This window comes from Phycisphaerales bacterium (assembly GCA_035627955.1).
Taxonomy (GTDB): Bacteria; Planctomycetota; Phycisphaerae; order Phycisphaerales; family UBA1924; genus JAEYTB01.
Genome location: DASPKU010000007.1, coordinates 219,705 through 245,364, shown reverse-complemented (window position 1 = coordinate 245,364; position 25,660 = coordinate 219,705). Strand labels below are relative to the sequence as shown.

Sequence of the window (25,660 nt, the reverse complement as noted above, 5' to 3'; positions counted from 1 at the left end):
CGGATTCCTCAAGGACCCAGGCAGCGGTACGGATTCCGGAGGGGCCGGGTTCCAAAGCACTGTGCGGCAGCGGTGGAGTCGCGGCTTCGCCTCCCCCGCACGGGCCACGCGCGGTTCCGCGGACGGGGAACGGGCGGGCGGCATCTGTAAAGGTTCTGCCAAGCCGACCTTGCGGCCTCCCCAACCCCGGTACGCTCTCCACCCATGCCCCCGATCAACCGCCGCTCCTTCCTGCGGACCTCCTCCACCCTGGCCGCCCTCGGCGTGGGAGGCGCCGCTCTGGGCGCCGGCCCCACCCGAGCCACCCAGGCGCGGGAGCAGGGGCCGCCCGCGACGCCTCCCACAGCGCGGGTGGCGAAGAACATCATCTTTATGGTCTCCGACGGCATGAGCACGGGGACACTGACCCTGGCCGATCTGGCTTACCGCCAGCGTGAGGGGCGGCCGTCGCACTGGGTCTCCCTGTGGTCGCGCGAGGGGGTCCGGCGGGGCACCGCCACCACCTACTCGGCTGACGCCTGGGTGACGGACTCGGCCGCGGGCGGGTCGGCGTGGGGCTGCGGGGTCCACGTCAACAACGGCGTGATCAACATCTCGAACGAGGGTGAGCAGCTGGTGCCCATCCTCGTGCACGCCCGCCAGAGCGGCAAACGGACGGGTGTGGTGACCACCACCCGTGTCACGCACGCAACTCCGGCGAGCTTCGTCGCCAACGTGCCCAAGCGCGACCTGTGGCAGCCCATCGCGCAGCAGATGCTGGAGCGTGGCGTCGACGTGATGCTCGGCGGGGGTGGGAAGCACTTCCCGGACCAGCTGCTCAAGCAGCATCCCGGCTTGCTGGTAGCGCGGAACAAGGCCGAGCTGCTGACCGCCGGCCAGGGACGACTGCTGGGATTTTTCGCACAGGACCATGTGCCCATGGTGTTCGAACGGACGCCGGAGGTTCCCGCACTTTCCACAATGACAGGCGTAGCGCTCAAGAGATTGGAGAATCCCGCCGGCTTCGTGCTGCAGGTCGAGGGTGGGCGTGTGGACCACGCGGCCCACAACAACGACGCCGCGTCCCTGATCATGGAGCAGATCGACTTCGACTTCGCGCTTCAGGTAGTGCTGCACTGGATGGAGGGCCGCGACGACACGCTGCTGATCGTCACCACCGACCACGCCAACGCCAACCCCGGCCTCACCCTCTACGGCAAGCCCGGGCGCGAGGCCTTCCAGCGCATCAACAACGTCAAGCACTCGTTCGACTGGATCTGGGAGGAGCTGGCCAAGCGGCCCGCGGAGGCCCAGCCCGCCGCGGTCGCTGAGATCGTGGAGGCAGCAACCGGCATCGGGCTCGACCAGGACGAGCGCACGCTGCTGGCCATGGCGGTGAGCAAGCGCCGCACGGCCGCGTTCAGCCAGGCCAGCGTGTGGACCAGTGTGCTCGGCGGCCTGCTCGCCGACCACCTGGGCGTTGCCTTCACCGGCCCCAACCACACCTCCGACATGGTCGAGGTGACCGCGATGGGCCCCGGCAGCGAGCTGCTCACGCCCGCGCTCGACAACACCGACCTGCACCGCCTGATGGTGAGCGCGATGCAGCTGCCCGCGCCCAAGCTGCTGCCGGGCATGGAGCACCGGATCGAGCCGGCTCGGGGCGTGAACGACGACTGAGTTCAGTAGAGAGCCGATCGCGCAAGCGATCGGTTTTGTGCTTGCCGGGCTGGTGAAGCGTGAAATGCTGGTTCCGATTCCGATCGCTCGCGCGATCGGCTCTTTTCAGCTTGCCGTACCGCCGCGCCATGCCATAATGAGAACGCGTTCTCACATGGCCCTCCCGCGGTCCATCCCGGCTCTGGCCTGCATCGTCGCGCTGCTGCTGATGGCGGCATCGCCGCTGTGGCATGACCACGACCACGCGGGCCACCAGACCGGGGGCGATGAGCTCGCCCACTGTGAGCGCCCCGAAGAGCAGCGTGCAGACGACGAGCACGCGCACAACGAGCACGAGAACCGCGATCACCACGATGAGGAGCCAGCGTGCGAGGTCTGCCATGCCGTGCTCCATGCCGGCCCGCGTGACCTGCCTGCACCGACGGCTCTTTTTCTCCACGCCCCGCTCGCCGTCGTGATCGAGCTCGCACAGGACGAGCACCCGGCGGTGTGCTTCGTGAGACAGGCCACCGCCCGCGGGCCGCCGCGCCTGACGGCCGCCTGAACTCACGACACCGCACTCACAGGCGCGCCCAGCGCGCCCACACCCACCATCCACGGAGCCACACCATGCCTCACGCACGCCGTGACCGCGTCCGCGCGTTCACGCTCATCGAGCTGCTGGTGGTCATCGCCATTATCGCGCTGCTCATCGGCATCCTGCTTCCCACGCTGGGCAAGGCCCGGCGCGCCTCGCGTCAGACCGTCACCCTCGCCCGCCTGCACGACCTGGGCATCGCCATGGCCGCGTACTCGCATGAGTACAAGGATCAGCTGCCCACAATGGAAGATCCGGACGAGAAGGCCTTCCTGGGTCTGAGCCTGCTCGCGAAAGTCCAGAGCCTGCCCGCGCAGGCGTTCATCAACCCCAATGCCGGCGACACGCTCTCGCCCCTGGAAACCGACGACCGCCGCCCGGTGCTCGCGACGTTTGACGGAGCAGAGGTGGACGCCGCGACCACCATCGACCCGGGCTCCATCGCCCGCGTCCGCTTCCACGCCTCTTTCGCCTTCGACAACGATGTGAAGGTGCTGCGCGCCTTCAAACCGATCGTTTATATCGGCGACAGGGCCGACTACCGGCTGGGCCGGACGCTCTCGGCCGCTTGGGGCGGGGAGGGCATGTGCGTGGCGTTCACCGATCAGCACGCGGAGTTCGTGCGCACCCGCAGCCTGGCGGGGCAGCAGGACCCCAACATGTACCACCACAACGAGTGGATGGGCGAGGGAGGAGACGAGCAGCGGGACGGCGTGAGCGTCACCCAGGGCACGCTCGACACGCACCTGCGGTTCTTTACCGAAGACGAGGACGACGCCCTGCTGCCGGACGCGGAGCCCTGAAAAGAGCCGATCGCGCGAGCGATCGAGTTCTTCTCCGTGTCTTGCACTTCCGTATGGGAAGACCGATCGCCTGCGCGATCGGCTCCTCAAGAGAAAACCCCCACGGGCGCGGGCCCGTGGGGGTTGATCGTTCATCGGGATGTCAACTGCAACTCAGCAGGGGTTGCCACCAAGGACGCGGAAGAACGCCTCGATGTCCTGATCCGTGCCGAAGTCGCCGTCGCCGTTGAAGTCGCTGCCCTGGCAGTAGCAGGTCTCGCAGCAGGTGCCGCCCAGGCAGGCGAAGAAGGCTTCGATGTCCTGGTCGGTGCCGCTGTCGCCGTCGCCGTTGTAGTCCTGCGGGCCGCACTCATTGCCGGGGCAGGGGTTGCCGCACACGGGGGTGTTGGTAAAGGTCAGCAGCTGGGCCCCGAAGTTGAACCCGGCGCTGGGGATGCTGTAGGCCGTCGTGCCCGAGGCATTCTCAACGCCGATGGTGCAGTCGCCGCCGCTGCCGTCCGTGCCCGAACCCTGGTTCAAGCCGGAGGTGTCCACCGGCGAGTTGGAGCCGTACGCGAACTCGATGTTGTTGCTGCCCTCGTGCAGGATGACCTGGAAGGTCTCGGAGGTGAACGGGTACGTAGCAGCGGCAGTGAACTGCGTGACGTTGTTCCACTCGATCACCACGCGGCGGTTGGGCGCGGTGCCGAACTCCTGCATGAAGATCGAGCCCTGGCCGTAACCGGTGGAGTCGGAGGTGTCGTAGTCGTCCCACTTGGGGTACGCCGCATCATTGGGCGTGCCGGTGTTGGGGATTCCGGTGTTGAAGTACGCGGCGCTGCCGAACCCGCCGAACTGCACGTTGCCGTTGGAGGACACGTAGATCGTGGTGTAGTCGGTGCCGAAGAAGTTGAAGGTGAAGGGCAGCGCGACCGACTCGGTGCAGTCGTCGCAGTTCGACACGGTGTTCAGCATGACGCCCGTGCCCGAGATCGTCGCAAACTCGATGTTGCTGTCGCTGAAGTTGTAGCTGACGCTGCCGCAATCAGAGCCGTTGCCCCGGTACGTGCCACCCGCCTGGTTGCACGCGTAGGCGGACATCAGGCTGCAGTCGCTCGCGACGCAGCAGCCGCCCGTGGGCGCGGCCGTGGCGTTGAACGTGATCGTGCCGGTGCCGGTCCGGAGCTCGGCGTCGGACACCGTGAAGGGCACGCTGACGGGGCCCGCGGTCATCGGCTCCGCGAGCGTGGCCAGGTAGCTGAACACGTTGTCGCCCGCGGCCTCGTCGCCGTGGGTTCCATCGTCATAGAACGCCTGGTTCGCCCCGCCGTTGAGGCTGGTCAGGTCGGCCCGCACCTGCAGGCCCGTGCTGGGCGGGTTGATGCCGGCGTACGCCTGCACCGTCAGCAGCACGTCACTCGTGATCTGGGCCGTGCCCGGGATCGCGGTCCCGGTACCCCGCGGCGGGATCGGGCCGGTGGGGTTGGCCACCGTGAAGCGGTACCACACGACGTCGAAGAACCCGTCCTTGGACCCGGTGATGATCGTCGGGGCGCCGGTGATGTCGGTCACCTGGATGTTCATGTTCGCGAACGTGGAGGTGCTGTTGTTCACCACCACGTTGGGGAAGTCCATCACGTTCTCGCTGGGGTAGGTGTCGTCGATGGGCGCGGGCTGATCGTTGGCCGTGTTCCAGTTGCTGAAGGCGATGTAGTAGGTGCCCGGCTCGAAGTTGCGGGTCAGTGTGTTGCCGCCGTCGTTGGAATATCCGGGCATCGCCGTGAAGGTGCTGTCGTACACCATGAAGTCGGCGTCGGCGAAGTTGCCGGGGTCGCGGTCGATGGTGATCTCGCCGGTGATGAAGGAGCCCGCCTCGATCGGCGTCACCGGGGAGACGTCATACGTCCCGCGGTACTCGGTGTTGGAGGCCGAGGACCCCATCACCGCGACGTACAGCTCTTCCTGCCGGCCGAAGCCGTACCACTGCACGGTGCTGGCCGGGTCGGTCGTGGTGGCGGCGGTCTGCACAGCCACGTCGGTGCCGGGGTTGATGAATCCGTCCGTCTGGCTGAGGCCGCGGATGCTGGCGGTGGGAACGGCGGTGCCGCCCGTGGACACGAACGAGAGCCGGTGGCGGTAAATCCCGGAGGGCGCCGTCCGGGTCTTGACCTTGAAGTAGTCGGCGGAGGTGTTGCCGGGGGTGGTGGTGCTGGCGCCCATCGTCAGGCCACCGACGGTCTGGCCCGCGGCGATGTCAATGACGAGGTTGGCAGCGTCCTTGATGTCGTTGCCCTCGATCTCCTGGAAGTTGGCCGGGGGCGGCGGCGGCGGCGGGGCTTCGTTATCGAGCGTGATGACCGCGGGTTCCCAGTACGCGTCGGTGCCGGTGTCGTTGTAATCCTCGAAGAACGTGAACGTCCATGTGCCCGCGGCCACCTCGGGGTTGGGCATGTTCACGATGAAGTCGCCGGGGGTGCTCACCGAGGTGAACCCGCCGATCTGTGTGAACGGCTGAACCTCGAAAATCTGGCCCGAGGGGGTCTGAACCTGGATCCGGGAGTCCGCCGGCCACGTGCCGGTGCTGGTGGAGAAGAGAGAGGCGTTCAGCCGCAGCTTCGTCACCGTGTAGGTGCCGGTGAAGGTGTGCGTCAGCACCGTGTTCGCAGGGTCGCCCAGCAGCCCTTCGGTGATGACGTTGTTGAACGTAACGCTTTCCTGAGGCGTGGCATACGCCGCGCACGCGAGCGCGAGCGCGCTGGACACACCGACCCCGAACATCCGGTTGCGACTCATGACTCCTCCACAAGTTGAGGGACCACATCCACGAACGAGGCGAGAACTGGCCGAACGGCCGCCTGCCGTTGTACCGCGCCCATGGGTTCCCGTAAACCGGAAAAACTGAATGGAATCTTGAACCCGCAGCGGACACCGCTGTCTGTTTCTGGCCTGGGCCTTCGCCCCACAGACCGTCCGTGCCGCTCCATCGGCCAAAACCCGGTTCGAGCTACCCTCACCCAGTGCCCCGGTACAAGCTCACCATCGCCTACGACGGCACCGACTTCTGCGGCTGGCAGAAACAGGAGCCGTTCGCCGACGCTCTGCACGCCAACCCCCAGGCCCGCCCCCACCAGGCGGGCGCCACGCACGCCACCCTCGAGGACCGCATCCGGCGCGGCACCGCGGGGGAGCTGAAACTGGAGGTTCAGGGGTCGGTGCACCGCGAGGGCGAGGACCGGCCGCGGGTGCAGCTCCGGACCGTGCAGCACGTGGTGGAGCGGGCCGTGCGCGAGATCGTGCGGGAGCCCGTCATATTGATGGGCTCCAGCCGCACCGACGCTGGGGTCCACGCCAAGGGTCAGGTCGCCGCGTTCAGCTGCTCGGGCGATGACGACGCCGGGACTGAGCCGCTCGGGGCGAAGTCCCGGGTTGACGACGACACCCCTCCAACAAGCCCCCGCCACTCTGGCTGGCCCCTCTCCCGCGGCACCGACCGCCTGCTCTACGCCCTCAACGGCCGCCTTCCCCCCGACGCCCTCATCACCTCCATCGAGCCGGTCGCCTCGCACTTTGACCCCATCGGCGACACCAGGGCCAAGGGCTACTCCTACACCATCCACGCCTCCCGCACCCGCCCCCTGTGGGACCGCCGCTACGTCGCCCACGTGTGGGAGACCCTTGACCACGCCCGCATGCACGAGGCCGCGAAGCACCTGACGGGCGAGCACGACTTCGCGGCCTTCGCCGCGGCCGGGCACGGGCGGCTGACCACCGTCCGCACCATCTACGACTGCACCGTGACCCGCGCCGCGGAGGACCGCATCCGCATCGACGTGAGCGGCAACGGCTTCCTTTACAACATGGTCCGCATCATCGCGGGCACCCTCGCCGACGTCGGGCGCGGGCGGCTCACGCCGGACGACATCCCCCGGATCATCGCGAGCAAAGACCGCCGCCAGGCCGGCAGCACCATGCCGCCGGAGGGGTTGTGCCTGGAGTGGATCAGGTACTAGCTCGAACAGTGGCCCGGCCCCAGCCGATACAATGGGTGCATGTTCACGGTCACCGAAAGCGACATCCAGGAACTCGCCGCCAAGATCGCGGCTGAGTTCAAGCCGCGGAAGGTGATTCTCTTTGGGTCCCGCGCGTACGGAACTCCGCATGACGATTCAGACGTCGATCTGCTTGTCGTGATGCCCTACGACGGTTCATGGCTGGACATCACTTCCGAGATTGCGGCCCGGATCCATCCGCACCGGTTTCCAATCGACGTGATCGTGAGGACCCCTGAGGAGATGAAGTGGCGTTACGAGGGGGGCGACCCGATCATCCGCGAGGCGGTTGATCGCGGGCGCGTGCTGTACGAGGCCGCGGCGTGAGCCAGGTGCCCTCGAACCCTGTCGCGGCGCTGGTTCTCGAGTGGGTTCAGATCGCTGAAGCGGACCTTGATATGGCACGGCGCGAGTCGGGTGCTCAGAGGCCACACCTTGATCAGGTCGGGTTCCTGTACCAGCAGGCCACAGAGAAGCTGATGAAGGCGGTGCTCACGAAGAAGGGCGTGACCCCGCCGAAGACGCACGACCTGGAAGTGCTTGATCAGCTGCTTGGCCAGTTCGCGATCGGTCCGACCGCGTCGGTGCAGGACCTGCTCAAGCTCTCCGCCGCTGCTGTACGGTTCCGCTACCCCGGGCCGCGACTTACGCCGGCGAACGTGGCGGACCTGCAGCGAATCGCACACTCAATCTGGACGATCCTCCGACCTCTCGTCTAATGCGCATCCTCCACATCTCAACCCGCCTCATCCTCGGCGGCTCGCAGGAGAACACCGTGCTCTCCTGCGAAGGGCAGGCGCGCCTGGGGCATGATGTGCACCTCGCGTTCGGGCCGATCTACGGCCCCGAGGGCTCGCTGCTGGAGCGGGTGGAGAACTTCCGCACACCTGAGGGGCACGGGATCACCACGCACGTCGTCCCGCACTTGGTGCGGGAGGTGAACCCACTCTCCGACTGGCGTGCCGAGCGCGAGCTGCTCGCGCTCATCCGTGACATCAAGCCCGACATCGTGCACACGCACTCGTCGAAAGCGGGCATCCTTGGCCGCCGTGCTGGGTGGGCAAGTCGTTGCCGAATGACGATGCAAACCTACCTGGCAAAGGGCCCGCACGGTGAGCCAGCAGAGGTCGCGGAGTGCATCGCGGGATTGCGCCCGGGCGTCGCCCACACCATCCACGGCCCGCCCTTCATGCCCATCGAGGGCGGCCCCCTCAAGCGCGCCAAGGTCCGCCTCAACAACCTCATCTACACCGTCGCCGAGCGGCACGCGGCGGAGCGTTGCCACACGATCGTCAGCGTCGCCGACGCCATGACCCGCCAGTTCCTCGCCCGCGGCATCGGGCTTCCCGAGCAGTACGTCACCGTCCGCTCGGGCATGGAGACCGCCCCATTCCTGCACGCGGCGCCCGGCGAATCGCGCGGCGAGGTCCGGCGCGAACTGGGCCTCAACGACACCGACTTCGTCATCGGCACCGTCGCCCGCCTCGCCGAGCACAAGGGCCACGACGACCTGCTCGACGCCCTTGCCGACGACCTAAGGCGTAACCCGCAGTGGAAGCTGCTCTGGGTCGGCAATGGCTGGTGGCGCGAGCGGTTGATCGAGAAGACCCGCGCCATGGGCCTCACCGTCACCGAACTCGACCGGGCAAGCAGCGCGCCAACACCGTCTCACCGTCTCACCGACTCACCGCCTCAGGTCCTCATCACCGGCCTGGTCCCCCCGCAGCGAATCCCCGCCCTCATGCGGGCGATGGACGTGCTCGCCCACCCCAGCTACCGCGAGGGCCTGCCGCGCACGGTGCCGCAGGCCCTGCTCGCGGGCGTGTGCCCGGTGGCTTACGACGTGGATGGCACCGGCGAGGCCTGCCGCGAGATGCAGACCGGCCGCCTCGTCCCCCTCGCCGACCTCGAGAAGCTCCGGGAAGCGATCCTCTGGTGCGCCGCGCACCCGCAGGAGCGGCAAACCCTCGCGGCCCGAGGCCAGCGCGAGTGCGCCGAACTCTTCTCCACCGAGAGGATGATCAGCGACCTCGAGCAGGTCTATGCAAAGGCACTCAACCCCGGGGGGGCGGGGTTTTAGCCCGCACACTTCCTCTGGTCCTGACTGCGGGCTGAAAGCCCGCCTCCCCGACCCGCAATTAGCCGCGCTCCTCAGCCCCTCGTGCGGGCCGAAAGCCCTCCCCCCGGCTACTTCCCCGCCGTGCTCGGCGCGGGCGCCGCCCCCCCCAGCGCCGCCTCCGCCGCCTGCCGCACCGCGTTGATGGTCGCGTCCTTGGTGTACCCCGCCTCACGGGCCACCACCATCCCGCTCGGGTCGATCACGCAGTACGTCGGGTAGCGTTTCACGCCGAACGCCTTGGCTACTTCATCCCCGCCCAGCAGCACGCCGAAGGTGAACCCCGCCTTGCCGAACTCATCCACCATCTGCGCCGGGTTCTTCTCCCGCACGTTCACGTAGTACACCTGCACGCCGCGGTCCTTGAGCGCCGAGGCCATCGCCTGGACCTCGGGGTTGGCGTCGCGCAGCGGCAGGCACCACGAGCCGCCGAACTGCAGCACCGCCACCTTCCCGCGCAGCGAGGCCGCGGACACCTTCTCCCCCGTGGGCGTGCTCAACTCGAAGTCGGGGGCCATCTGCACCGTGGGCTGCGGGGGCTCCTCCACCTTCGGCGGCGGCGCGGGCTCCTCGCCCTTGCCCGGGCTCGGCATGGGGTCGCCCTTGCCCGACTCCATCGGCATCGGCGCGGGGGGCGGCGGGGGCGGCGGCGGTGGGGGGGGCGGGGCCACCCGCTCCTCCGTGTAGCCTTCGGGCAGGGCCACCCGCACCATCTCCTCGGTCATCCGAGGCGGGCGGTTCTCGTCCGCCTTGATGTCGTGCAGCTCGATCACCATCGTGCCCGACACCGTGCTGCTGTTCAGCACCGCCTCGCGCTTGCGCGGCAGCTTGTCCTGCTGCCCCATCAGCCACCGCACGTTCGTCCGTCCGGTCTTGACCAGGATCGAGTCGCAGGTCACGCCCGCGAACTCGACCGCCGGCTCCACCTCGTACGTCACGCCCGCCGCGAGCTCGTTCTTGAAAGGCTGCGGGTCCACCAGCTCCTCGAGGCGGGCGCTGTTGCCCATGGTGAAGGCGACGCCCTTGGAGTCGCGCTTGTTCTTCTCGAACAGCTTCTTCTCCTTGTGGTCGATCCATTCGTTGGTGATCTCGCGCCAGCCAACGTCGATCTCAAACCGCGGCAGCGAGCGGCTCTCGCCCGTGCCGATGGCCCGCCCCAGCCACGCCGTGCCCCGCGGCGAGCGCATCAGCCGCACGTCGGCCTCCACGCGCGAGGTGTACATCTCCATGCCGCCCGTGCCGTAGTACTTCGCGTGGTAGGTGAACGCCTGGGCCCGCTTCACCGCCTCGCGGGCCTGCTCAAAGACCGCCCGCCCCGGATCGGTCGAAGCAGCCGGGGCGGCGCCCTCCGCGGGTGCCGGCGTAGCGGGCGTCTCCGGCTGCGGAGCGCTCGCGGGCTGCCCCCCATCCTCGGGTGACTTCTCCTGCCCGTGCGCAGCACCAACCACACCCACCGCCCCGCCCGCGGTGAGCACAAGCCACAGCACCCGCGAAATCGCCGTCGTCCGCATGATCAACCTCTCCAACGGTCCGCTGGGGACCTCTCTCAATCAGACCCGAGCAGCTGCCGGAGCGCGAACCCGGGGTCGTCGCTCCGCAGCAGGTGTTCGCCGACGAGCACGATCCGTACGCCCACCCCACGCAACTTGAGCAGGTCGTCGCGGTCGTGCACGGCCGCCTCGGACACCAAGGTAGCACGGTCTTCCACCAGGTCCGCCAGCCGCAGCGTCGTCCGCAGGTCCTCCTTCATCGTCGTGGGGTCGCGGTTGTCAATCGCCAGCAGGGCATAGCTCCGGTGCGGGAACCCATAGTGCGGCCGCACCCGCAGCAGGCTCTCGACGTCGTGCACCTCCAGCAGGGTGGTCATCTGCAGCTGCTGCGCCAGGATCAGCAGATCCACCAGCTCCCCCTCGCGCAGGATGTCCGCGATCAGCAGCACCGCGTCCGCCCCCGCGGCGCGGCTCTCCCACAGCTGCCACGGGTCCACGATCACGTCCCACCGCATCACCGGCAGGTGCACGGCCTCCTTCACCGCTCGGATGTCGTCCAGCCTCCCCCCATGATGGTCCTCCTCGGTCACGCACGCGATCGCGGACGCCCCGGCCGCGTGATAACGTCTGGCGATGTCCGCGGGCCTGTACCCCTCGCCGTCGTACTCCGGCCGCAGCAGCCCGTTGCCCAGGCTGCGCCGCATCACCTGCGCGATCACCGATGTGGCGTGGAACCCGCGGCGCCGCGTCACCGCGCGGAAGAAGTTCCGCGGCGGCTCCTCCTGGGCGACCAGCAGCTCCAGCTCATGCTGCGGCGTCCGGGCCTTGGCCTCCGCCAGCCGCCGCCGCTTGTGCTCGACCATCCGTTCAAGCGTCACGCGTTCGTCCTGCACGCCCCTGATTGTTGGCCTTGCCCTGGCCCTCTTCCCGAGCCCGCGTGCGCACGCGCAGACCGGGACGACCCCCGTTCCTGAAGCTCTAGCCCCAACTGGTGAAACAGCCGCCGCAATGCCCGGTGAAGCGTTCCTTACCTCGTGGTCGACCTGGGCCGCGCTCGCGTTCTCCCTGGGCGTGCTCTGGCTCCTGTGGTCTACGCGCACGCTGCGCCCGGGCGTGCTGGCACGCGGCCTCCGCGACCTCGCGCCCATCGAGCCCGCCTTCTGGTTCATCGCGTCCATCGTCGGCTACGCCGGCCTCATGCTCGGCAGCCTGCCGGCGATGCTGCTGCTGGGCGGCACCGACCCGGCGAGCACACGCGGCATGGCCATCACCGGCGCCGCGTCGTTCACCGTGGCCCTCGCCGTGTCCGGGTTTCTCGCGGTCATGATCCGCCGAGCCGCGCCCGCGGCGGGCCTCACCGCACGCCCGCGCACCTTCGCCCTCGGCCTTGTCTGCCTGCCCCTGTGCGTGCCCATCCTCTACTTCTGCTCCGGGGTCTTCCAGCTCGCGTACGAGCTGCAGACCTCCACCCGCGTCACCGACCCCATCGCCCACCCTGCCCTCCGCACCATCACCAGCGACGGCGGCGACCCTTGGGCCTGGGTCATGATCGCCGTTGCGGTCGTCCTCGCCCCCATCCACGAGGAGCTCGTCTACCGCGGCTTCCTGCAGTCGGGGATCCTGCGGCTCTCGCGCCGCCCCTGGGCCGCGATCGTAATCACCGCAGCGCTCTTTGCCCTCGCCCACGTCAGCACGGGCGTGCCGTGGTATGCGGTGGGCACGCTGTTTGTCTTCGGCGTGTGCCTGGGCTTTGCCTTCGAGCGCTCGCGGAGCATCGCCGTGCCCATCGCCCTGCACATGGCCTTCAACGCGATGAACGTGGTCGTGGCCGTGCTCATCACCTAAGGTCGCAGCGTGGACGCGGAGACGCCATCCTCTTCGGTGCGGCTCGCCCCCGGCCTCTTCATCGCCGAGGGGCTGCTGGACTACAGCTTCTCCGCGTCCTCCGGCCCCGGCGGGCAGAACGTCAACAAGCGGGCGACCCGCTGCCAGCTCCGCGTGCGCCTGGCCGACCTGCCGCTGACAGGCACTCAGCTCAACCGCCTCACACGCCTCGCCCCCTCGCTCGTCACCGAGGCCGGCGACCTGCTCATCACCGCCGACGAGCACCGCTCCCAGGGCCAGAACAAGGCCGCGGCCACCGAGCGCCTGCAGGACCTCGTCAAGCGCGCGTTGGTCGCCCCCAAGGTCCGCCGCCCCACCAAGCCCAGCCGCGGCGCCAAGGAACGCCGCCTCAGCGAGAAGAAGAGCCGCGGCGAGGTCAAGAAGCGGCGTCAGGGCGGCGACGACTAGGCACCCCGCCACAAGAGCGATCGCTGCGGCCCGTACCATCCGCCATGACCGTGCCCATCACCCCCGCCCAGCGCCAGCAGCACCTCGCCTGGCTGCTGGAGATCACCGACATCCCCACCGCCTCCGGGCGCGAGCACCGCGTCATCGAGTGGATCGAGCGCTGGGCCGCGGCCCGCCCGCAGCTGAAGCTCGACAAGGACCCCTCCGGCAACCTGGTCATCTCCCACCGAACCAAGCCGCAGCCCGAACGCCCCCTCTGGCTCACCGCACACCTCGACCACCCCGCCTTCGTCGTCGAGCGCGTCGTGGCCCCCAGCGTCGTCGAGCTCTCCTTCCGCGGCGGGGTCATGGACGACTACTTCACCGACGCCCGCGTCGTGCTCGCTTCCCGCGACGGCCAGCGGCACAAGGCCCGCATCACCGGGGCCACCGGCCAGACCGAGCCCTTCAAGTTCTGGACCGCGGAGCTGCAGGGCAGGGCCGACCTCACCGTCGGCGACGTGGGCGTGTGGGACGTGGGCCCCGCCGAGCTCATCGACGGCCTCGTGCACACGCAGGCGTGCGACGACATGGCCGCCGCCGCCGCGGCCCTCGCCGCCCTGGATGTCTCCCTCGACGACCCCGCCTCCAATCCCACCCTGCTCTTCACCCGCGCCGAGGAGATCGGCTTCATCGGCGCGATCGCCGCCGTGCGCCACGGCACCATTCCCCGCAACGCCCGCGTCATCGCCCTGGAGAACAGCCGCAGCTTCCCCGAATCCCCCATCGGCGGCGGCCCCATCGTCCGCGTGGGCGACCGCATCTCCGTCTTCAGCCCCACCCTCACCGACGCCATCGCCAAGCGGGCAGAAGAGATCGCCGGGGGCTCCCAGCCCACCGCCTCGCAGAAGCTCGCCGACGCCCCCGCGTGGAAGTGGCAGCGCAAGCTCATGGCCGGGGGCGCCTGCGAGGCGTCGGTGTTCTTCCATGCCGGCCTTGAGTCCACCTGCGTCTGCCTGCCCCTGGGCAACTACCACAACATGGCGGACCTGACCGCCGTGCAGGCGGGGACCAACACCAGCCCGCCGAAGGTCGCCCGCGAGTTCATCGCCCTTTCCGACTTTGAGAACCTCGTCGACCTCCTCGCCGCGTGCGCCCAGCGCCTGCCGGAGAAGGGCGGCATGGCGGAGCGCCTGGAAAAACTCTGGCGCGAGCGGTCCTTCGTGCTGGAATAGCCGCGCGTCCAAAAGAGCCGATCGCGCAAGCGATCGAACCCCTCTTTGAACGCGAAGGTCGCGAAGGTGGAGCGAAGACGCGAAGCAGGAAAGGCAGGTACGCCGAGTTGCGCGGAAGGGCGGAGTCGCGCGGAGGAAGGCAGCGAAAAGAGCCGATCGCGCAAGCGATCGAACGCCTTCTGAACGCGAAGGTCGCGAAGGCGGACGAAGGCGCGAAGAATAAAGGCAGGTACGCGGAGTGGCGCGGAAGGGCGGAGTCGCGCGGAGTTGAAGGCAGGTTGAAGAGCAGATCGCAAAAGCGGATCGAGTCATTCTCAGATGACAGAATCGCGAAGTAGAAAGGCGGCATCCTTTCGCACTGCCTTTCTCCGCGCAACTCCGCCCTTCCGCGCAACTCCGCGTACCTGCCTTCCCTCTTCGCGCCTTCGCTCCCCTTCGCGCCCTTCGCGCTCAACTCCCCCTCAGCACGCGTGCCCGCCCAGCACCCGGAAGAACGACTCGATGTCCTGGTCGGTCGCCAGGTCGCCGTCGGCGTTGAAGTCCGCCGAGCCGCAGGTGGGGCAGCAGTGCCCGCCGATGCAGGCGAAGAACGCCTCGATGTCCTGGTCGGTGCCGTAGTCCCCGTCGCCGTTGAAGTCCGCGTGCGGGAAGATGAGCCGGGCGTACCCGCCCGCGGGGTGCCCGAGCGTGGAGAAGGAGCCCGCCACCGCGAGGTCCCCGCCCTGCATCCGCATCGACCCGATCCAGTCGTTGAACCCGAAGGCCAGCTGCACCCACTTGGCCCCGTCCCACTTGGCCCCGCGGAGCGTCGGTTCGACGCCGCTGGCGGTGAAGTCCCCGCCCGCGTACAGCCCGCCGTGCGCGTCCTCCATGACGCACAGCACCCGCCCGTTGAATGCTGAGCCCACCGGCTGCCACACCCCGCCCTCCCACACCGCCACCACGCCGTTGCTCGCCCCCGCGAGGACCCGCCCGTCGCGGAGCACGTGCACGGCGTTCACCTGATCGCCCGCGCCGCCCAGGCCAACGCCCATCGGTGTCCACACGCCGCCGCTGTAGCGGGCGATGTTGGAGCTGCCCGATTGCTCGAAGCGCCCGCCCGCGATCACCTCGCCCGCGGGCGTCACCGCCAGGGCGAACACCCGCCCCGCCAGCCCCCCGCCCAGCGGCGACCACGCGCTGCCGTTCCAGCGGGCGACGTTGGCCGCGGCCCCGCCGCCCGCGGTATCAAACCGCCCCCCCGCGATCAGCTCACTGGACGGCGTCACCGCCAGGGCGAACACCTCCGCGACCTCGTGGTTGCTGGTCGCCACGCCCGAGCCCAGGGCGGTCCACGTGCCCCCGCCCCCACCCGTCGAGCTCAGCCGCGCCAGCTTGTTGACGTTCAGGAAGCCGTAGGGCGCCGTCATATTGGTGAACGCCCCGCCCACCACGATGTCGCCGTTGGCCATGGTGGCCAGGGCGTAGGTCTTCTGGTTGAACGAGCCCAGCACCGTGGAGTCGCGCCCGTCGTACCGCACCACCGTGCCGGGCACGCACCCCGGGCAGGGCTCGCCCGCCAGCACCGCCAGCCCCGCGGCGTCGACGGTCATCGCCAGCGGCCGCACCGGCACCCCCGCCTGGATGGAGCGGAACTGCCCGCCCTCGAACCGCCCGATTCCGTGGGCGTTGATGCCGTTGGCGCTGCTGAACATCCCCCACACCGCGGCGTCGCCGCTGGGCAGGGCCATCAGGCCGCGGAACTCCGTGATGAAGGGCCCAGGGCCCTCCCACGCAGTGCCGTCCCACCGCGCCCCCCGCCCGCCGTCACTGATGAGCAGCCGTCCGTCCGCGGCGAAGTCCAGCGCGCCGACGCCCATGGGCACGCCCGGCGCAACCGCCGCCCACGTTGTCCCCGTCCACCGCGCCAGACGCGGCACCGCGACCCCGCCGATGGACGTGAAGTTGCCGCCCACCACCAGGTCACCGCTCGGCGCCCGACCCACCGTGCGCACCCCCGCCGGCGTCGGCATGCCCATGTTCTGCCACTGCGTGCCGTCGAAGTACGCGAACTGCCCCGCGGGGCCGTCCGCGGTCGCCCCAATCAGCCCCGCCACCGCCGCCCGCCCGCCGCTGAGCGCCACCAGGTGGTCCACCCGCGGGTCCAGGCCCGGGCTGCCCGAGTCGGTGATCCCCCCGCCCAGCCCCACCCACGCCGTGCCGTCCCACCGCGCCACGTGCCGGGCGCTCACGCCGCCGACGGAGGTGAACCCGCCCGCGACCACGATCTCGCCCTGTGGAGTCGCGTCCACGTGCTGCACCAAGCCGTTGAAGGCCCCGCCCATGAGCTCCCACGCCGTCCCCGTCCAGCGCGAGACGCCGTCGACGAACACGCCGTTGGGCTGACGGAAGGTCGCCCCCGCGATCAGCGTCCCGTCGGGCAGCACCGCCAGCCCCCGCGCGTTCCGCACCGCGGCCCGATCCAGCGTGACCCACGCCGCCCCGTCCCAGTACCCGATGACCTCGTTGGGCCCGCCCGGGATGATGCCCGACATCACGATGGCCGCGGGCGCGAACCCCGGCCCGTCGGGGTCCCACATCTCGAGATCGATCACCCACCCGGCGTACGTCGGAACCAGCGCGGGCGACCGCCACGTGTTGTGGTTGCACGATTGCCCCAGCGCGCTGGGAGCAAGCGCGGCGGCAGCCGCGACGACGGCGAGGCAGGCGGGACGGGCGGAGCAGTGGGGGAGTCGCATGGCTCGAATGTGCCCCCTCCCGGAGGGTGGCGCGGTGAAAACCTTCTCGCGCCGCTCCGATCCCCCTCGGAGGCGGGTGATCCAACCAGTTCCCTCGCCTGCGGTTACAAGCCCTCAACGGCCCGGCCGCGTTGGCCCGGGTCTGAGAAAAATGCCGTCGGCGTCACGCGTCCGCTTGTCGGCGAGGTGACGCGCTCCCGATCACCGCACATCGCCTTGCAGCAGAGGGAGATGCGGGTAGGCTGGGGCTTTACCCCGAGGGAGCTACCGCCATGCGGGCGATCACCTGTCTCTTCGCGTTCCTGCTCAGCTTCATCGCGGCGCAGGCCCAGTCCACCAGCTTCACCTACCAGGGACGGCTGGATGAGGCCGGCCAGCCCGCCAACGGCGCCTACGACGTGCGCTTCACGCTCTTTGGGGTCGAGACCGGCGGCAGCCCCATCTCCGGCGTCGTGTGCGCCGACGACGTGCCCGTCGTCAACGGCCTGTTCACCGTCATCGTGCCGCTCACCGCGCCCACCGTGGGCGACGCCTTTCTGGAGGTCCAGGTCCGTCCCGGCGCCGCCGGGACCTGCGCGAGCGCGACGGGCTACACCACCATGACGCCGCGCCAGAGCCTGACGCCCGCACCCAAGGCCGTGTACGCCCACGCCGTGCCCGCGCAGTCCCCGCCAATGCCCGGCGCCCTCCGCTACAACGCGGCCAACAACCGCTTCGAGGGCTCCGACGGCCAGTTCTGGTACCCGCTCACGATGGGGGCCCCGCTCCCGCCCGCGAACGCGCAGACCTTCCCCGTCGGCTCGCACTCGTTCGTGGTCCCTGCCGGCGTCACACGCCTGGGCGTCGACATGTACGGCGGTGGCGGCGCGGGCGGAAACCGCGGCCCCGGTATCGCCGCGGCCAACTGCTCAAGCACCGGCCCCTTCCCCGGCGCGGGGGGCGGCGGGGCCGCCGGCACCTACGTCCGTGCCATCCTGGATGTCACTCCTGGCGAAACGCTCACGCTCGTCGTCGGCCAGGGCGGCTCCCCAACCGCGGGCGCCGGGCAGGCCGGCCAGAACTCCACCGTCATGCGCGGGGCCACGGTGGTGCTGCGGGCCTTCGGCGGCGGCGGCGGCGGGCAGGGCACGACCCACGCGAGCATCAACACCACCGGCAGCTGCTCGCACCCGCCCTCCGGCGCGCCGGGCGCTTCGGGCGCGCCCGCGCAGCTCCTGGGCAGCGGCAACATCCTGGCCAACAACGTCGGCGGCATGGGCGGTATCGGGCGCGGCCCCGCCTGCGCCGGCGGCTTCCCATCGTCGATCTTCTGCGGCCCCGGGCCCCTCGGTGTCGGCGGCAACTCCTCGCCCTCGGTCGCGCCGCTCCCGGTGATCAGCGCCGGTCAGGGCGGCAACGGTGCCGAGGCGAGCAACACCCCGCCCGCCGCCGCCGGCGGCGCCGGCGTCATCCGCGTGTTCTGGGACTGAGGCTCACCGCGCGGTGATTACTTGAGTGCCGCCTCGATATCCCCGATCAGGTCCTGCACATCCTCGATCCCCACGCTCAGGCGCACGAAGCCGTCCACGATCCCCAGGGCGGCCCGCGCGTCGGCGGGGATGGAAGCGTGGGTCATGATCGCCGGGTGCTCGATGAGGCTCTCGACCCCGCCGAGGCTCTCCGCCAGCGAGAACAGCTCCACCCGCTCCAGGAAGTTCTTCGCGGCCGACAGCCCTCCCTTGAGCACCACCGAGATCATCCCGCCGAAGGCCTTCATCTGCCGCTTCGCCAGCTCATGGTGCGGGTGGCTGGCCAGCCCCGGGTAGATCACCTTCTCGATTTTGGGGTGCTTGCTCAGCCAGCTCGCAATCTCCATCGCGTTCTGGCAGTGCCGCTCCATCCGCACGTGCAGCGTCTTGGTGCTCCGCAGGATCAGGAAGCAGTCCATCGGGCTGGGCACCGCGCCCACGGCGTTCTGCGTGAAGCGCAGCCGCTCCGCCAGCTTCTCGTCGCTCACCATCAGCGCCCCGCCCACCAGGTCGCTGTGCCCGCCCAGGTACTTGGTCGCGCTGTGGCACACGATGTCTGCGCCCAGGGCCAGCGGGTTCTGCAGGAAAGGCGTCGCGAAGGTGTTATCCACCACCAGGTGCGCCGCGTGCTGCCGGGCCATCTTCGCCATCGCCGCGATATCGATCACCTTCAGCATCGGGTTGCTGGGCGTCTCCAGCCACACCAGCTTGGTGCTGGGCTTGAAGGCCGCCTTCGCGGCCTCCATGTTCGTCATGTCCACGCGGGTGCATTCCACGCCGTGGTGCTTGAACACCTTGTCGATGAGCCGGAACGACCCGCCGTACACGTCATCGCTCAGCACGATGTGGTCGCCCGCCTTGAGCAGGTGCAGCACGCAGTCCATCGCCCCCAGCCCCGACGAGAAGCACAGGCCGTGCCTGGCCCCCTCGAGCGACGCGAGGTTGGCCTCCAGGGCCGTGCGCGTGGGGTTCTTGGAGCGCGAGTAGTCGTACCCGTCCTTGAACACCCCGGGGGAGTCCTGGACGTAGGTCGAGGTCATGTACACCGGCGTCATGATCGCGCCGGTCGTGGGGTCGGGCGACTGCCCGGCGTGAATAGCGCGGGTGCCGAAGCGGTGAGCAGGCTCGTTCATGGCAGCAGGATAGGTGAAACCCGCCGCACCTTCCTACGAGTCCTATGACTCCCATGAGTCCTATCGCACGCCCGCGCGCTAAACTCCCCCCGAAGGAGACCCCATGGCAGCCAACACCACCCCCGTCATCCTCGCGGCCAAGCGCACCCCCATCGGCAAGTTCTTCGGCGGCCTCTCCAAGGTCCACAGTCCCCACCTCGGCGCCTACGCCATCCAGGGGATCGCGGCCGACAGCCCCGCCCTCGCCAACGCCTTCAAGTCCGGCCAGGTCGATGAGGTCATCATGGGCTGCGTGCTCCAGGCCGGCCTGGGCCAGAACCCCGCCCGCCAGGCCGCCCTCAAGGCCGGCCTCCCCGACACCACCTCCGCCCAGACCGTCAACAAGGTCTGCGGCTCGGGCCTTCAGGCGGTGATGACCGCCGCGCAGTCCATCCGCGCCGGCGACAACCAGCTCGTCATCGCCGGCGGCTTCGAGAACATGACCGCGGCCCCGCACTTCGCCCGCGTCCGCGACGGCGTCAAGTTCGGCCCCACGAACTTCGAAGACCACATGCAGTACGACGGCCTCCGCTGCGCCTTTGAGTGCTGGGGCATGACCAACGCCGCCGACCACATCGCCAAGAAGTACGAGGTCAGCCGCGCCGACCAGGACCGCTTCTCCGCCCAGAGCCACCAGCGCGCCGCCGAGGCCGCGAAGGCCGGCCACTTCAAGAGCGAGACGGTTGCCCTTTCCGCCGAGCAGATCGGCGACAAGAAGTACAACGCCGGCAACGGCGTCAGCATCGACGAGGGCGTCCGCGCCGAGTCCACCGCCGAGGTGCTCGCCAAGCTCCGCCCCGTCCCCGGCCACGAGTTCATCACCGCCGGCAACGCCAGCCAGATCAGTGACGGCGGCGCGGCCGTGGTCGTCGCCTCCATGGCCACGGCCGAGCAGCTGGGCGTCAAGCCCATCGCCAGGGTGGTCGCCTACCACACCAGCGGCGTCGCCCCCAAGGACATCTTCGCGGCCCCCATCGCGGGCATCGAGGGCGTGCTCCAGAAGGCCGGCCTCTCCGCCAAGGACATCGATCTCTTCGAGATCAACGAGGCCTTCGCCGCGCAGGTCCTCTGCAACGTCAAGGCCCTCTCCCTCGACGAGAAGCGCATCAACATCTGCGGCGGCGGCGTGGCCCTGGGCCACCCCATCGGCGCCTCGGGCGCCCGTGTCCTCACCACCCTCATCCACCAGCTCCACCGCACCGGCGGCAAGCGCGGCGTCGCCGCCCTCTGCCTCGGCGGCGGCAACTCGGTGGCGATGGTGATCGAGGTCTGAGTGGCTGACCATGTGGCATGCTCACCGCTCTGGGTGAGCATGTCCTGCACTGGGTCAAGGAAAGGGCGAGTGAAGTGAAGAGCACTGGCGTCATCGCCGCGGCGGCTGTGATCATTGCCGCTGCGATTGCCGCGCTAGTGGTCGGGCTCAGACCGACAATCAGTGCTCCCGACATGACGATCACCGTTCTGAGGGTCGTGCTCGAACGTGCGAAGCTGGTTGAGAACTCAGGCCCGCTCGAGCTTGATGTAACGGCCTTGCCTGACATCGGTCATAAAATCAATCGTGTCAAGGACGGTTGGAATCGACCAGTGCGTGTATGGAGAACCGCTGATGGCTACCGGGCCCAATCGCGTGGACCGGATGGCGCCTGGGACACGAGCGACGATGTGACTCTCTTTGATCCCGACCGTGCTACCCGATAGCGGTGTCACGCCACCACGGGACCCCCCCAACCCCCGCACCCCGGGGGTTTTTCACGCGCCCACATCCCCCGACCCTCGCCCAAGCCCCACCCCGGAATAACCGATAACCCACTACCATCACCTCCCCCCGAACCGCGGCCCGTCGCCGCGGCTATCACTGTTCCCACGTGCCCAGCAACCCCCCCAAACCGGTCTTCCTGATCATCAGTCAGGTGTACGTGCCCGACCCGGCCTCCGTCGGCCAGCACATCGCCGATGCCGCCGCGGAGATGTCGCGCCGCGGCTACCACGCCGTGGTCTACGCCTCCGCCCGCGGCTACGACGACCCCACCAAGCGATACCCCTCGCGCGAGATGCTCAACGGCGTCGATGTCCGCCGCCTGCCCCTCTCCAGCTTCGGCAAGAAGTCCATCGCCATCCGCCTGCTCGCCCAGTGGCTGTTCGTGCTCCAGGCGATGCTGCGGTCGCTGTTCCTGCGCAACGTCGCCGGCATCATGGTCTCCACCAGCCCGCCCTTCTGCGGCTTCGCCGGCGCGGTGCTCAGCCGCCTCAAGGGCGTGCCCGTGAAGTACTGGCTCATGGACCTGAACCCAGACCAGATGATCGCGCTGGGCAAGGCCCGCCCCGGCTCGCTCCAGGTGCGCGTGTTCGACTTCTTCAACCGCATGATCCTGCGCCGCTCCAGCGACATCGTCATGATGGACCGCTTCATGCTCGAGCGCGTGAAGAAGAAGGGCGTGCCCGTCGAGGACAAGACCGCCGTCATGCCGCCCTGGTCCCACGAGGAAGAGGTCCACGACATCCCCCACGAGCAGAACCCCTTCCGCGCGAAGCACAACCTCGCCGGCAAGTTCGTGGTCATGTACTCGGGCAACCACAGCCCCGCCAACCCGCTCGCGACGCTCCTCGACGCCGCGGAGCGCGTGCAGGATCTGCCCAACGTTGTCTTCATGTTCATCGGCGGCGGCGGCGGCAAGAAGGAAGTGGACGACCGCATCGCCAGGGGCGTGACGAACATCCGCAGCCTGCCCTACCAGCCCCTCAGCGAGATCAAGTACTCGCTCTCAGCCGCGGACGTGCACGTGGTCTCCATCGGCGACGAGGTTGTGGGCATCGTGCACCCGTGCAAGGTCTACGGGGCGATGGCCGTGAGCCGCCCCATCCTGCTCCTTGGGCCCAACCCCAGCCACGTCTCCGACCTCATCGTCAACCACCGCATCGGCTGGCACATCAACCACGGCGACGTCGACGGGGCCGAGCGCGTGCTCCGCGAGATGGCGACCACCACCGGCGACCGCCTCGCCGACATGGGCCAGCGCGCGGGGCAGGTTGTCGCCACCACCCTCAGCAAAAAGAGTCTCCAGGGCCGCTTCTGCGACGTCCTCGAGCGCGGCCTCCGCACGCAGCCAAACAGCAGTGCGCGAGCTCTTACCGGAGCGGCCCACCCATGACCGTTGCCGCTCAGCCCACATCTCGCCCGCGCCCCGCGCCCGCCCTCCGCAGCAACATCACCGTCGTCATCCCCACCTTCAACGAGGAGCTCAACCTCCCCCACGCCCTCGCCAGCGTGCTTCAGTGGGCCGAGGCCGTGCACGTCGTGGACTCCGGCTCCACCGACCGCACCCGCGACATCGCCCGCGAGGCCGGCGCCACCGTCACCGAGCGCTCCTGGCTGGGCTACGCCGCGCAGAAGAACTGGGCCCTGGACAACCTGCCCATCCAGACCGACTGGGTCTTCATCCTCGACAGCGACGAGAGCGTCACGCCCGAGCTGCGCGACGAGATGCTCGCCATCGCCCAGCGCGATCCCGCGAACATCACCGAGTCGGGCTTCTACGTCAACCGCCTCACCTACTTCCTGGGCAAGCCCATCCGCCACTGCGGCTACTTCCCCAGCTACAACCTCCGCCTCTTCAAGCGCGGACGCGCCCGCTACGAGGACCGCGACGTCCACGAGCACATGATCGTCGACGGGCCCACCGCATCCCTCAAGCACATCATGCTGCACGAGGACCGGCGCGGCCTTGAGCACTTCATCGCCAAGCACAACCGCTACTCCACCCTCGAGGCCGGCCAGCTCGTCCGCGAACGTCAGAACCCCCTGCCCGACGACCCCGCCGCCAAGGAGCGCGGCATCGCCGTGCGTCGCTGGCTCAAGCGCAAGGTCCTGCCGCGCCTGCCCGTTTCTGGCCTGTGGCGCTTCCTCTACATGTACATCGTGCGAGCCGGCTTCCTTGACGGCGTCAACGGCTTCCGCTTCTGCCTGCTGCTCTCCACCTACGACGTCTTCATCAGCCTCAAGCTCGCGGAAATCCGCAGTGCCGCCGCCAGCAACGCCGCCGTGCTGCCCGCCCGCGGCCTTGCAATCCCGGAGGGCGCTCTGGCCACCGAGCGCGCGGTGAGCACGCCCACGGTCGCCACGCACGCGCCCGCGGCGCCACCGCCTGCGCCCACAACCATCGCCGCACCCGCGATCGCGCCCCTCGGCGCGCCCGCGACGCCCGATGCTCCTCCGCTCGCCGAGCCCCGCCGCCATCGCGCCGACGCCCTCGAGCGCGAGCTCAACCCCACCGCCATGCCCCCGGGCGCCTGGCCCGCCGTCAAGAGCGTCCCCGTCTCCATCCTCGTGCCCGTCAAGAACGAGCAGCGCAACATCGTCGAGTGCCTCCGCCGCTGCCAGTGGGCCACCGAGCTCGTCGTCGTGGACAGCCAGTCCACCGACCCCACCATCGAGCTCTCGCAGGCGATGGGCGCCGACGTCTACCAGTTCCACTACGACCGCGCCAGCGGATGGCCCAAGAAGAAGAACTGGGCTCTGGACAAGATCCCTTGGAAGAACGAGTGGGTCATGATCCTCGACGCCGACGAGTACATGACCCCCGAGCTCGCCGACGAGATCCGGCGCGTCGTCACCGGCCAGTACACGCCCAAAGACCCCGCCCTCGCCGGCTGCGGCGACGGCTACTGGGTCAACCGCCGCTTCATGTTCTTCGGCCAGTGGCTCCGCGGCTGCGGCTACTACCCCTCCTGGAACGTCCGCCTCCTCAAGCACAAGGTCGGCCGCTACGAGCGCATCGGCACTCTGGGCGACACCGGCAGCGGCGACAACGAGGTGCACGAGCACATCGTCCTCTCCACCGGCAAGGCCGGGTACTTGGAGCACGAGTTCCTCCACTACGCCTACCCCGACCTCACCGCCTGGATCGAGAAGCACAACCGCTACACCAGCTGGGAAGCTCACGCCATGGAGGCCCGCGACGAGGGCGCGGTCCGAGCCCGCCTCTTCGGCGAGCCCATCGAGCGCCGCCGCTGGCTCAAGCGCATGGCTCGCGGCCTGCCCTTCCGCCCCACCCTCCGCTTCATCTACGCCTACGCCTTCCAGAAGGGTTGGCGCGACGGCTACGCCGGCTTCGTCATGTGTCGCCTCCTCGCCTGGTACGAATTCGTCTCCATCGCCAAGTACCGCGAGCGCAAGGCCCTCCACTCCGACCGCGCCCGGCGCGAAGCTTCAATGACCGGAGGCCGCCACCTGTGACCACCCCCGGCCTCGAGCACTCCAGCCGCCCCGCGACGCCCGTTGACGGAACCGGCGCGGCCGATAGCGACGCCGAGCTCGACGCCCTCCTTGCCCGCAGCCAGAGCCCCTACACGCTGAAGGAGCGCCTCCTCCGCGTCCTGTGGAACTACCTTGGCCAGGTCCTCTTCCGCTTCACCTTCCACAACTGGTACGGCCCGCGCAACGCCCTCCTCCGCCTCTTCGGCGCCAAGATCGGCCGCCCCGTCCGGCTCCGCCCCAGCGTGCTCATCGAGCAGCCCTGGAACCTCACCATCGGCGACAACTCCTCCGTCGGCGACCGCGGCATCGTCTACTGCCTGGGCAAGGTCACCATCGGCCGCCACGTCTCGGTCTCGCAGGGCGCCCACCTCTGCGCCGGCACCCACGACTTCCGCCGCCCCGACATGCCCCTGCTCAGGCCCCCGATCGTCATCGAGGACTACGCCTGGATCGCCGCGGACGCGTTCGTCGGCCCCAACGTCACCGTCCGCACCGGGGCCGTGCTCGGCGCCCGCGCCTGCGCCATGAAGGACCTCGAGCCCTGGTCCGTCTACGCCGGCAACCCGGCGGTGAAGGTGAAGGACCGCAAGCCCTTCAAGGCCTGACCAGCGCCCACGCCCTCCACTCACCACACTCAATCAGGGGCTGGTCTTCGCCACCCTCTCCTCCTCCGCGAAACTCCGCCCCCTCCGCCAACTCCGCGGTGGTCCCCTTCCCCCTCAAACTCAAAACGCGAGAACCGCAATTCCCACAGACTGGGATTACCCGCCTCGGTATAAACTCACGTCGCCGTCGGTCAGGGGTGGTCG

21 protein-coding genes are annotated in these 25,660 nt (G+C 69.2%); 16 read left to right on the top strand and 5 right to left on the bottom strand.

The annotated features are described in order from the left end of the window. Positions 1-204: 204 nt before the first annotated feature. The 3 genes from VD997_07210 to VD997_07200 all read left to right on the top strand — a co-directional run bounded on the left by VD997_07210 (position 205) and on the right by VD997_07200 (position 3,039). Positions 205-1,659, top strand: coding sequence for an alkaline phosphatase (locus VD997_07210; GenBank protein ID HYE61769.1), 1,455 nt, complete (start codon positions 205-207; stop codon positions 1,657-1,659). A gap of 154 nt (positions 1,660-1,813) precedes the next feature. Next, positions 1,814-2,203 carry a DUF2946 family protein gene (locus tag VD997_07205; GenBank protein HYE61768.1) on the top strand — a complete coding sequence of 130 codons (390 nt, stop codon included), beginning with the start codon at positions 1,814-1,816 and terminating at the stop codon, positions 2,201-2,203. A gap of 65 nt (positions 2,204-2,268) precedes the next feature. Next, positions 2,269-3,039 (top strand): prepilin-type N-terminal cleavage/methylation domain-containing protein, encoded by a 771-nt coding sequence (locus VD997_07200; GenBank protein ID HYE61767.1) that lies wholly within the window; start codon positions 2,269-2,271, stop codon positions 3,037-3,039. Between the two features lie 153 nt (positions 3,040-3,192). Here the strand turns inward: VD997_07200 and VD997_07195 are convergent, their stop codons facing one another. Then, positions 3,193-5,811 carry a choice-of-anchor X domain-containing protein gene (locus VD997_07195; GenBank protein HYE61766.1) on the bottom strand — a complete coding sequence of 873 codons (2,619 nt, stop codon included), beginning with the start codon at positions 5,809-5,811 and terminating at the stop codon, positions 3,193-3,195. A gap of 224 nt (positions 5,812-6,035) precedes the next feature. Between VD997_07195 and VD997_07190 the strand changes: the two genes are divergently transcribed. The 4 genes from VD997_07190 to VD997_07175 are packed head-to-tail and all read left to right on the top strand — an operon-like array spanning position 6,036 to position 9,147. Then, positions 6,036-7,028 (top strand): tRNA pseudouridine synthase A, encoded by a 993-nt coding sequence (locus tag VD997_07190; protein HYE61765.1) that lies wholly within the window; start codon positions 6,036-6,038, stop codon positions 7,026-7,028. 39 nt (positions 7,029-7,067) lie between these two features. Next, positions 7,068-7,394 (top strand): nucleotidyltransferase domain-containing protein, encoded by a 327-nt coding sequence (locus VD997_07185; GenBank protein ID HYE61764.1) that lies wholly within the window; start codon positions 7,068-7,070, stop codon positions 7,392-7,394. Next, positions 7,391-7,786 (top strand): HEPN domain-containing protein, encoded by a 396-nt coding sequence (locus tag VD997_07180; protein HYE61763.1) that lies wholly within the window; start codon positions 7,391-7,393, stop codon positions 7,784-7,786. The genes VD997_07185 and VD997_07180 overlap by 4 nt, the downstream gene beginning before the upstream one ends. Next, positions 7,786-9,147: a glycosyltransferase gene (locus VD997_07175; protein ID HYE61762.1), complete on the top strand. Its 1,362-nt coding sequence runs from the start codon at positions 7,786-7,788 to the stop codon at positions 9,145-9,147. Before VD997_07180 ends, VD997_07175 begins: the two co-directional genes overlap by 1 nt. Positions 9,148-9,254: 107 nt before the next feature. On the opposite strand, the gene VD997_07170 is transcribed toward VD997_07175, so the two are convergent. Together VD997_07170 and VD997_07165 are read right to left on the bottom strand one after the other, a co-directional pair. Continuing rightward, entirely contained in the window at positions 9,255-10,694 is a 1,440-nt protein-coding gene (locus tag VD997_07170) for a TlpA disulfide reductase family protein (protein ID HYE61761.1), read from the bottom strand. Between the two features lie 35 nt (positions 10,695-10,729). Beyond that, positions 10,730-11,566, bottom strand: a complete 837-nt coding sequence (locus VD997_07165) for an indole-3-glycerol phosphate synthase TrpC (GenBank protein ID HYE61760.1) — start codon at positions 11,564-11,566, stop codon at positions 10,730-10,732. A gap of 115 nt (positions 11,567-11,681) precedes the next feature. Between VD997_07165 and VD997_07160 the strand changes: the two genes are divergently transcribed. Genes VD997_07160 through VD997_07150 form a run of 3 tightly spaced genes read left to right on the top strand, consistent with a single transcriptional unit; the run spans position 11,682 to position 14,179 of the window. Next, a complete protein-coding gene (locus tag VD997_07160; protein HYE61759.1) occupies positions 11,682-12,518 on the top strand; it encodes a CPBP family glutamic-type intramembrane protease in 837 nt (278 codons plus the stop codon). A 9-nt stretch (positions 12,519-12,527) separates the two neighbouring features. Then, positions 12,528-12,965, top strand: coding sequence for an alternative ribosome rescue aminoacyl-tRNA hydrolase ArfB (arfB, locus tag VD997_07155; protein HYE61758.1), 438 nt, complete (start codon positions 12,528-12,530; stop codon positions 12,963-12,965). Between the two features lie 44 nt (positions 12,966-13,009). Beyond that, a complete protein-coding gene (locus VD997_07150) occupies positions 13,010-14,179 on the top strand; it encodes a hypothetical protein (protein HYE61757.1) in 1,170 nt (389 codons plus the stop codon). 461 nt (positions 14,180-14,640) lie between these two features. Here VD997_07150 and VD997_07145 read toward each other — a convergent pair whose 3' ends face one another. Beyond that, entirely contained in the window at positions 14,641-16,917 is a 2,277-nt protein-coding gene (locus VD997_07145; GenBank protein HYE61756.1) for a hypothetical protein, read from the bottom strand. Positions 16,918-17,189: 272 nt separating this feature from the next. Between VD997_07145 and VD997_07140 the strand changes: the two genes are divergently transcribed. Continuing rightward, entirely contained in the window at positions 17,190-18,386 is a 1,197-nt protein-coding gene (locus tag VD997_07140) for a hypothetical protein (GenBank protein HYE61755.1), read from the top strand. 17 nt (positions 18,387-18,403) lie between these two features. Here VD997_07140 and VD997_07135 read toward each other — a convergent pair whose 3' ends face one another. Continuing rightward, positions 18,404-19,558: a cystathionine gamma-synthase gene (locus tag VD997_07135; protein ID HYE61754.1), complete on the bottom strand. Its 1,155-nt coding sequence runs from the start codon at positions 19,556-19,558 to the stop codon at positions 18,404-18,406. A gap of 103 nt (positions 19,559-19,661) precedes the next feature. Here VD997_07135 and VD997_07130 point away from each other — a divergent pair, with 103 nt between their 5' ends. The 5 genes from VD997_07130 (at position 19,662) to VD997_07110 (ending at position 25,456) form a co-directional block, all read left to right on the top strand. Then, positions 19,662-20,870: a thiolase family protein gene (locus VD997_07130; protein ID HYE61753.1), complete on the top strand. Its 1,209-nt coding sequence runs from the start codon at positions 19,662-19,664 to the stop codon at positions 20,868-20,870. 17 nt (positions 20,871-20,887) lie between these two features. Further along, complete coding sequence (locus tag VD997_07125; GenBank protein ID HYE61752.1) at positions 20,888-21,295, top strand: hypothetical protein; 408 nt, start codon at positions 20,888-20,890, stop codon at positions 21,293-21,295. Positions 21,296-21,462: 167 nt separating this feature from the next. Next, positions 21,463-22,746 carry a glycosyltransferase family 4 protein gene (locus VD997_07120; GenBank protein HYE61751.1) on the top strand — a complete coding sequence of 428 codons (1,284 nt, stop codon included), beginning with the start codon at positions 21,463-21,465 and terminating at the stop codon, positions 22,744-22,746. Next, positions 22,743-24,830, top strand: coding sequence for a glycosyltransferase family 2 protein (locus VD997_07115; protein HYE61750.1), 2,088 nt, complete (start codon positions 22,743-22,745; stop codon positions 24,828-24,830). The genes VD997_07120 and VD997_07115 overlap by 4 nt, the downstream gene beginning before the upstream one ends. Beyond that, positions 24,827-25,456, top strand: a complete 630-nt coding sequence (locus VD997_07110; GenBank protein HYE61749.1) for a hypothetical protein — start codon at positions 24,827-24,829, stop codon at positions 25,454-25,456. The genes VD997_07115 and VD997_07110 overlap by 4 nt, the downstream gene beginning before the upstream one ends. Positions 25,457-25,660: the final 204 nt, after the last annotated feature.

Bases quoted from the DNA above. Each gene is read 5' to 3' on its own strand.
- VD997_07210 (HYE61769.1), top strand. From the start codon at position 205: ATGCCCCCGATCAACCGCCGCTCCTTCCTGCGGACCTCCTCCACCCTG.
- VD997_07205 (HYE61768.1), top strand. From the start codon at position 1,814: ATGGCCCTCCCGCGGTCCATCCCGGCTCTGGCCTGCATCGTCGCGCTG.
- VD997_07200 (HYE61767.1), top strand. From the start codon at position 2,269: ATGCCTCACGCACGCCGTGACCGCGTCCGCGCGTTCACGCTCATCGAG.
- VD997_07195 (HYE61766.1), bottom strand. From the start codon at position 5,811: ATGAGTCGCAACCGGATGTTCGGGGTCGGTGTGTCCAGCGCGCTCGCG.
- VD997_07185 (HYE61764.1), top strand. From the start codon at position 7,068: ATGTTCACGGTCACCGAAAGCGACATCCAGGAACTCGCCGCCAAGATC.
- VD997_07175 (HYE61762.1), top strand. From the start codon at position 7,786: ATGCGCATCCTCCACATCTCAACCCGCCTCATCCTCGGCGGCTCGCAG.
- VD997_07170 (HYE61761.1), bottom strand. From the start codon at position 10,694: ATGCGGACGACGGCGATTTCGCGGGTGCTGTGGCTTGTGCTCACCGCG.
- VD997_07160 (HYE61759.1), top strand. From the start codon at position 11,682: ATGCCCGGTGAAGCGTTCCTTACCTCGTGGTCGACCTGGGCCGCGCTC.
- VD997_07150 (HYE61757.1), top strand. From the start codon at position 13,010: ATGACCGTGCCCATCACCCCCGCCCAGCGCCAGCAGCACCTCGCCTGG.
- VD997_07145 (HYE61756.1), bottom strand. From the start codon at position 16,917: ATGCGACTCCCCCACTGCTCCGCCCGTCCCGCCTGCCTCGCCGTCGTC.
- VD997_07140 (HYE61755.1), top strand. From the start codon at position 17,190: ATGCGGGCGATCACCTGTCTCTTCGCGTTCCTGCTCAGCTTCATCGCG.
- VD997_07135 (HYE61754.1), bottom strand. From the start codon at position 19,558: ATGAACGAGCCTGCTCACCGCTTCGGCACCCGCGCTATTCACGCCGGG.
- VD997_07130 (HYE61753.1), top strand. From the start codon at position 19,662: ATGGCAGCCAACACCACCCCCGTCATCCTCGCGGCCAAGCGCACCCCC.
- VD997_07125 (HYE61752.1), top strand. From the start codon at position 20,888: ATGCTCACCGCTCTGGGTGAGCATGTCCTGCACTGGGTCAAGGAAAGG.
- VD997_07115 (HYE61750.1), top strand. From the start codon at position 22,743: ATGACCGTTGCCGCTCAGCCCACATCTCGCCCGCGCCCCGCGCCCGCC.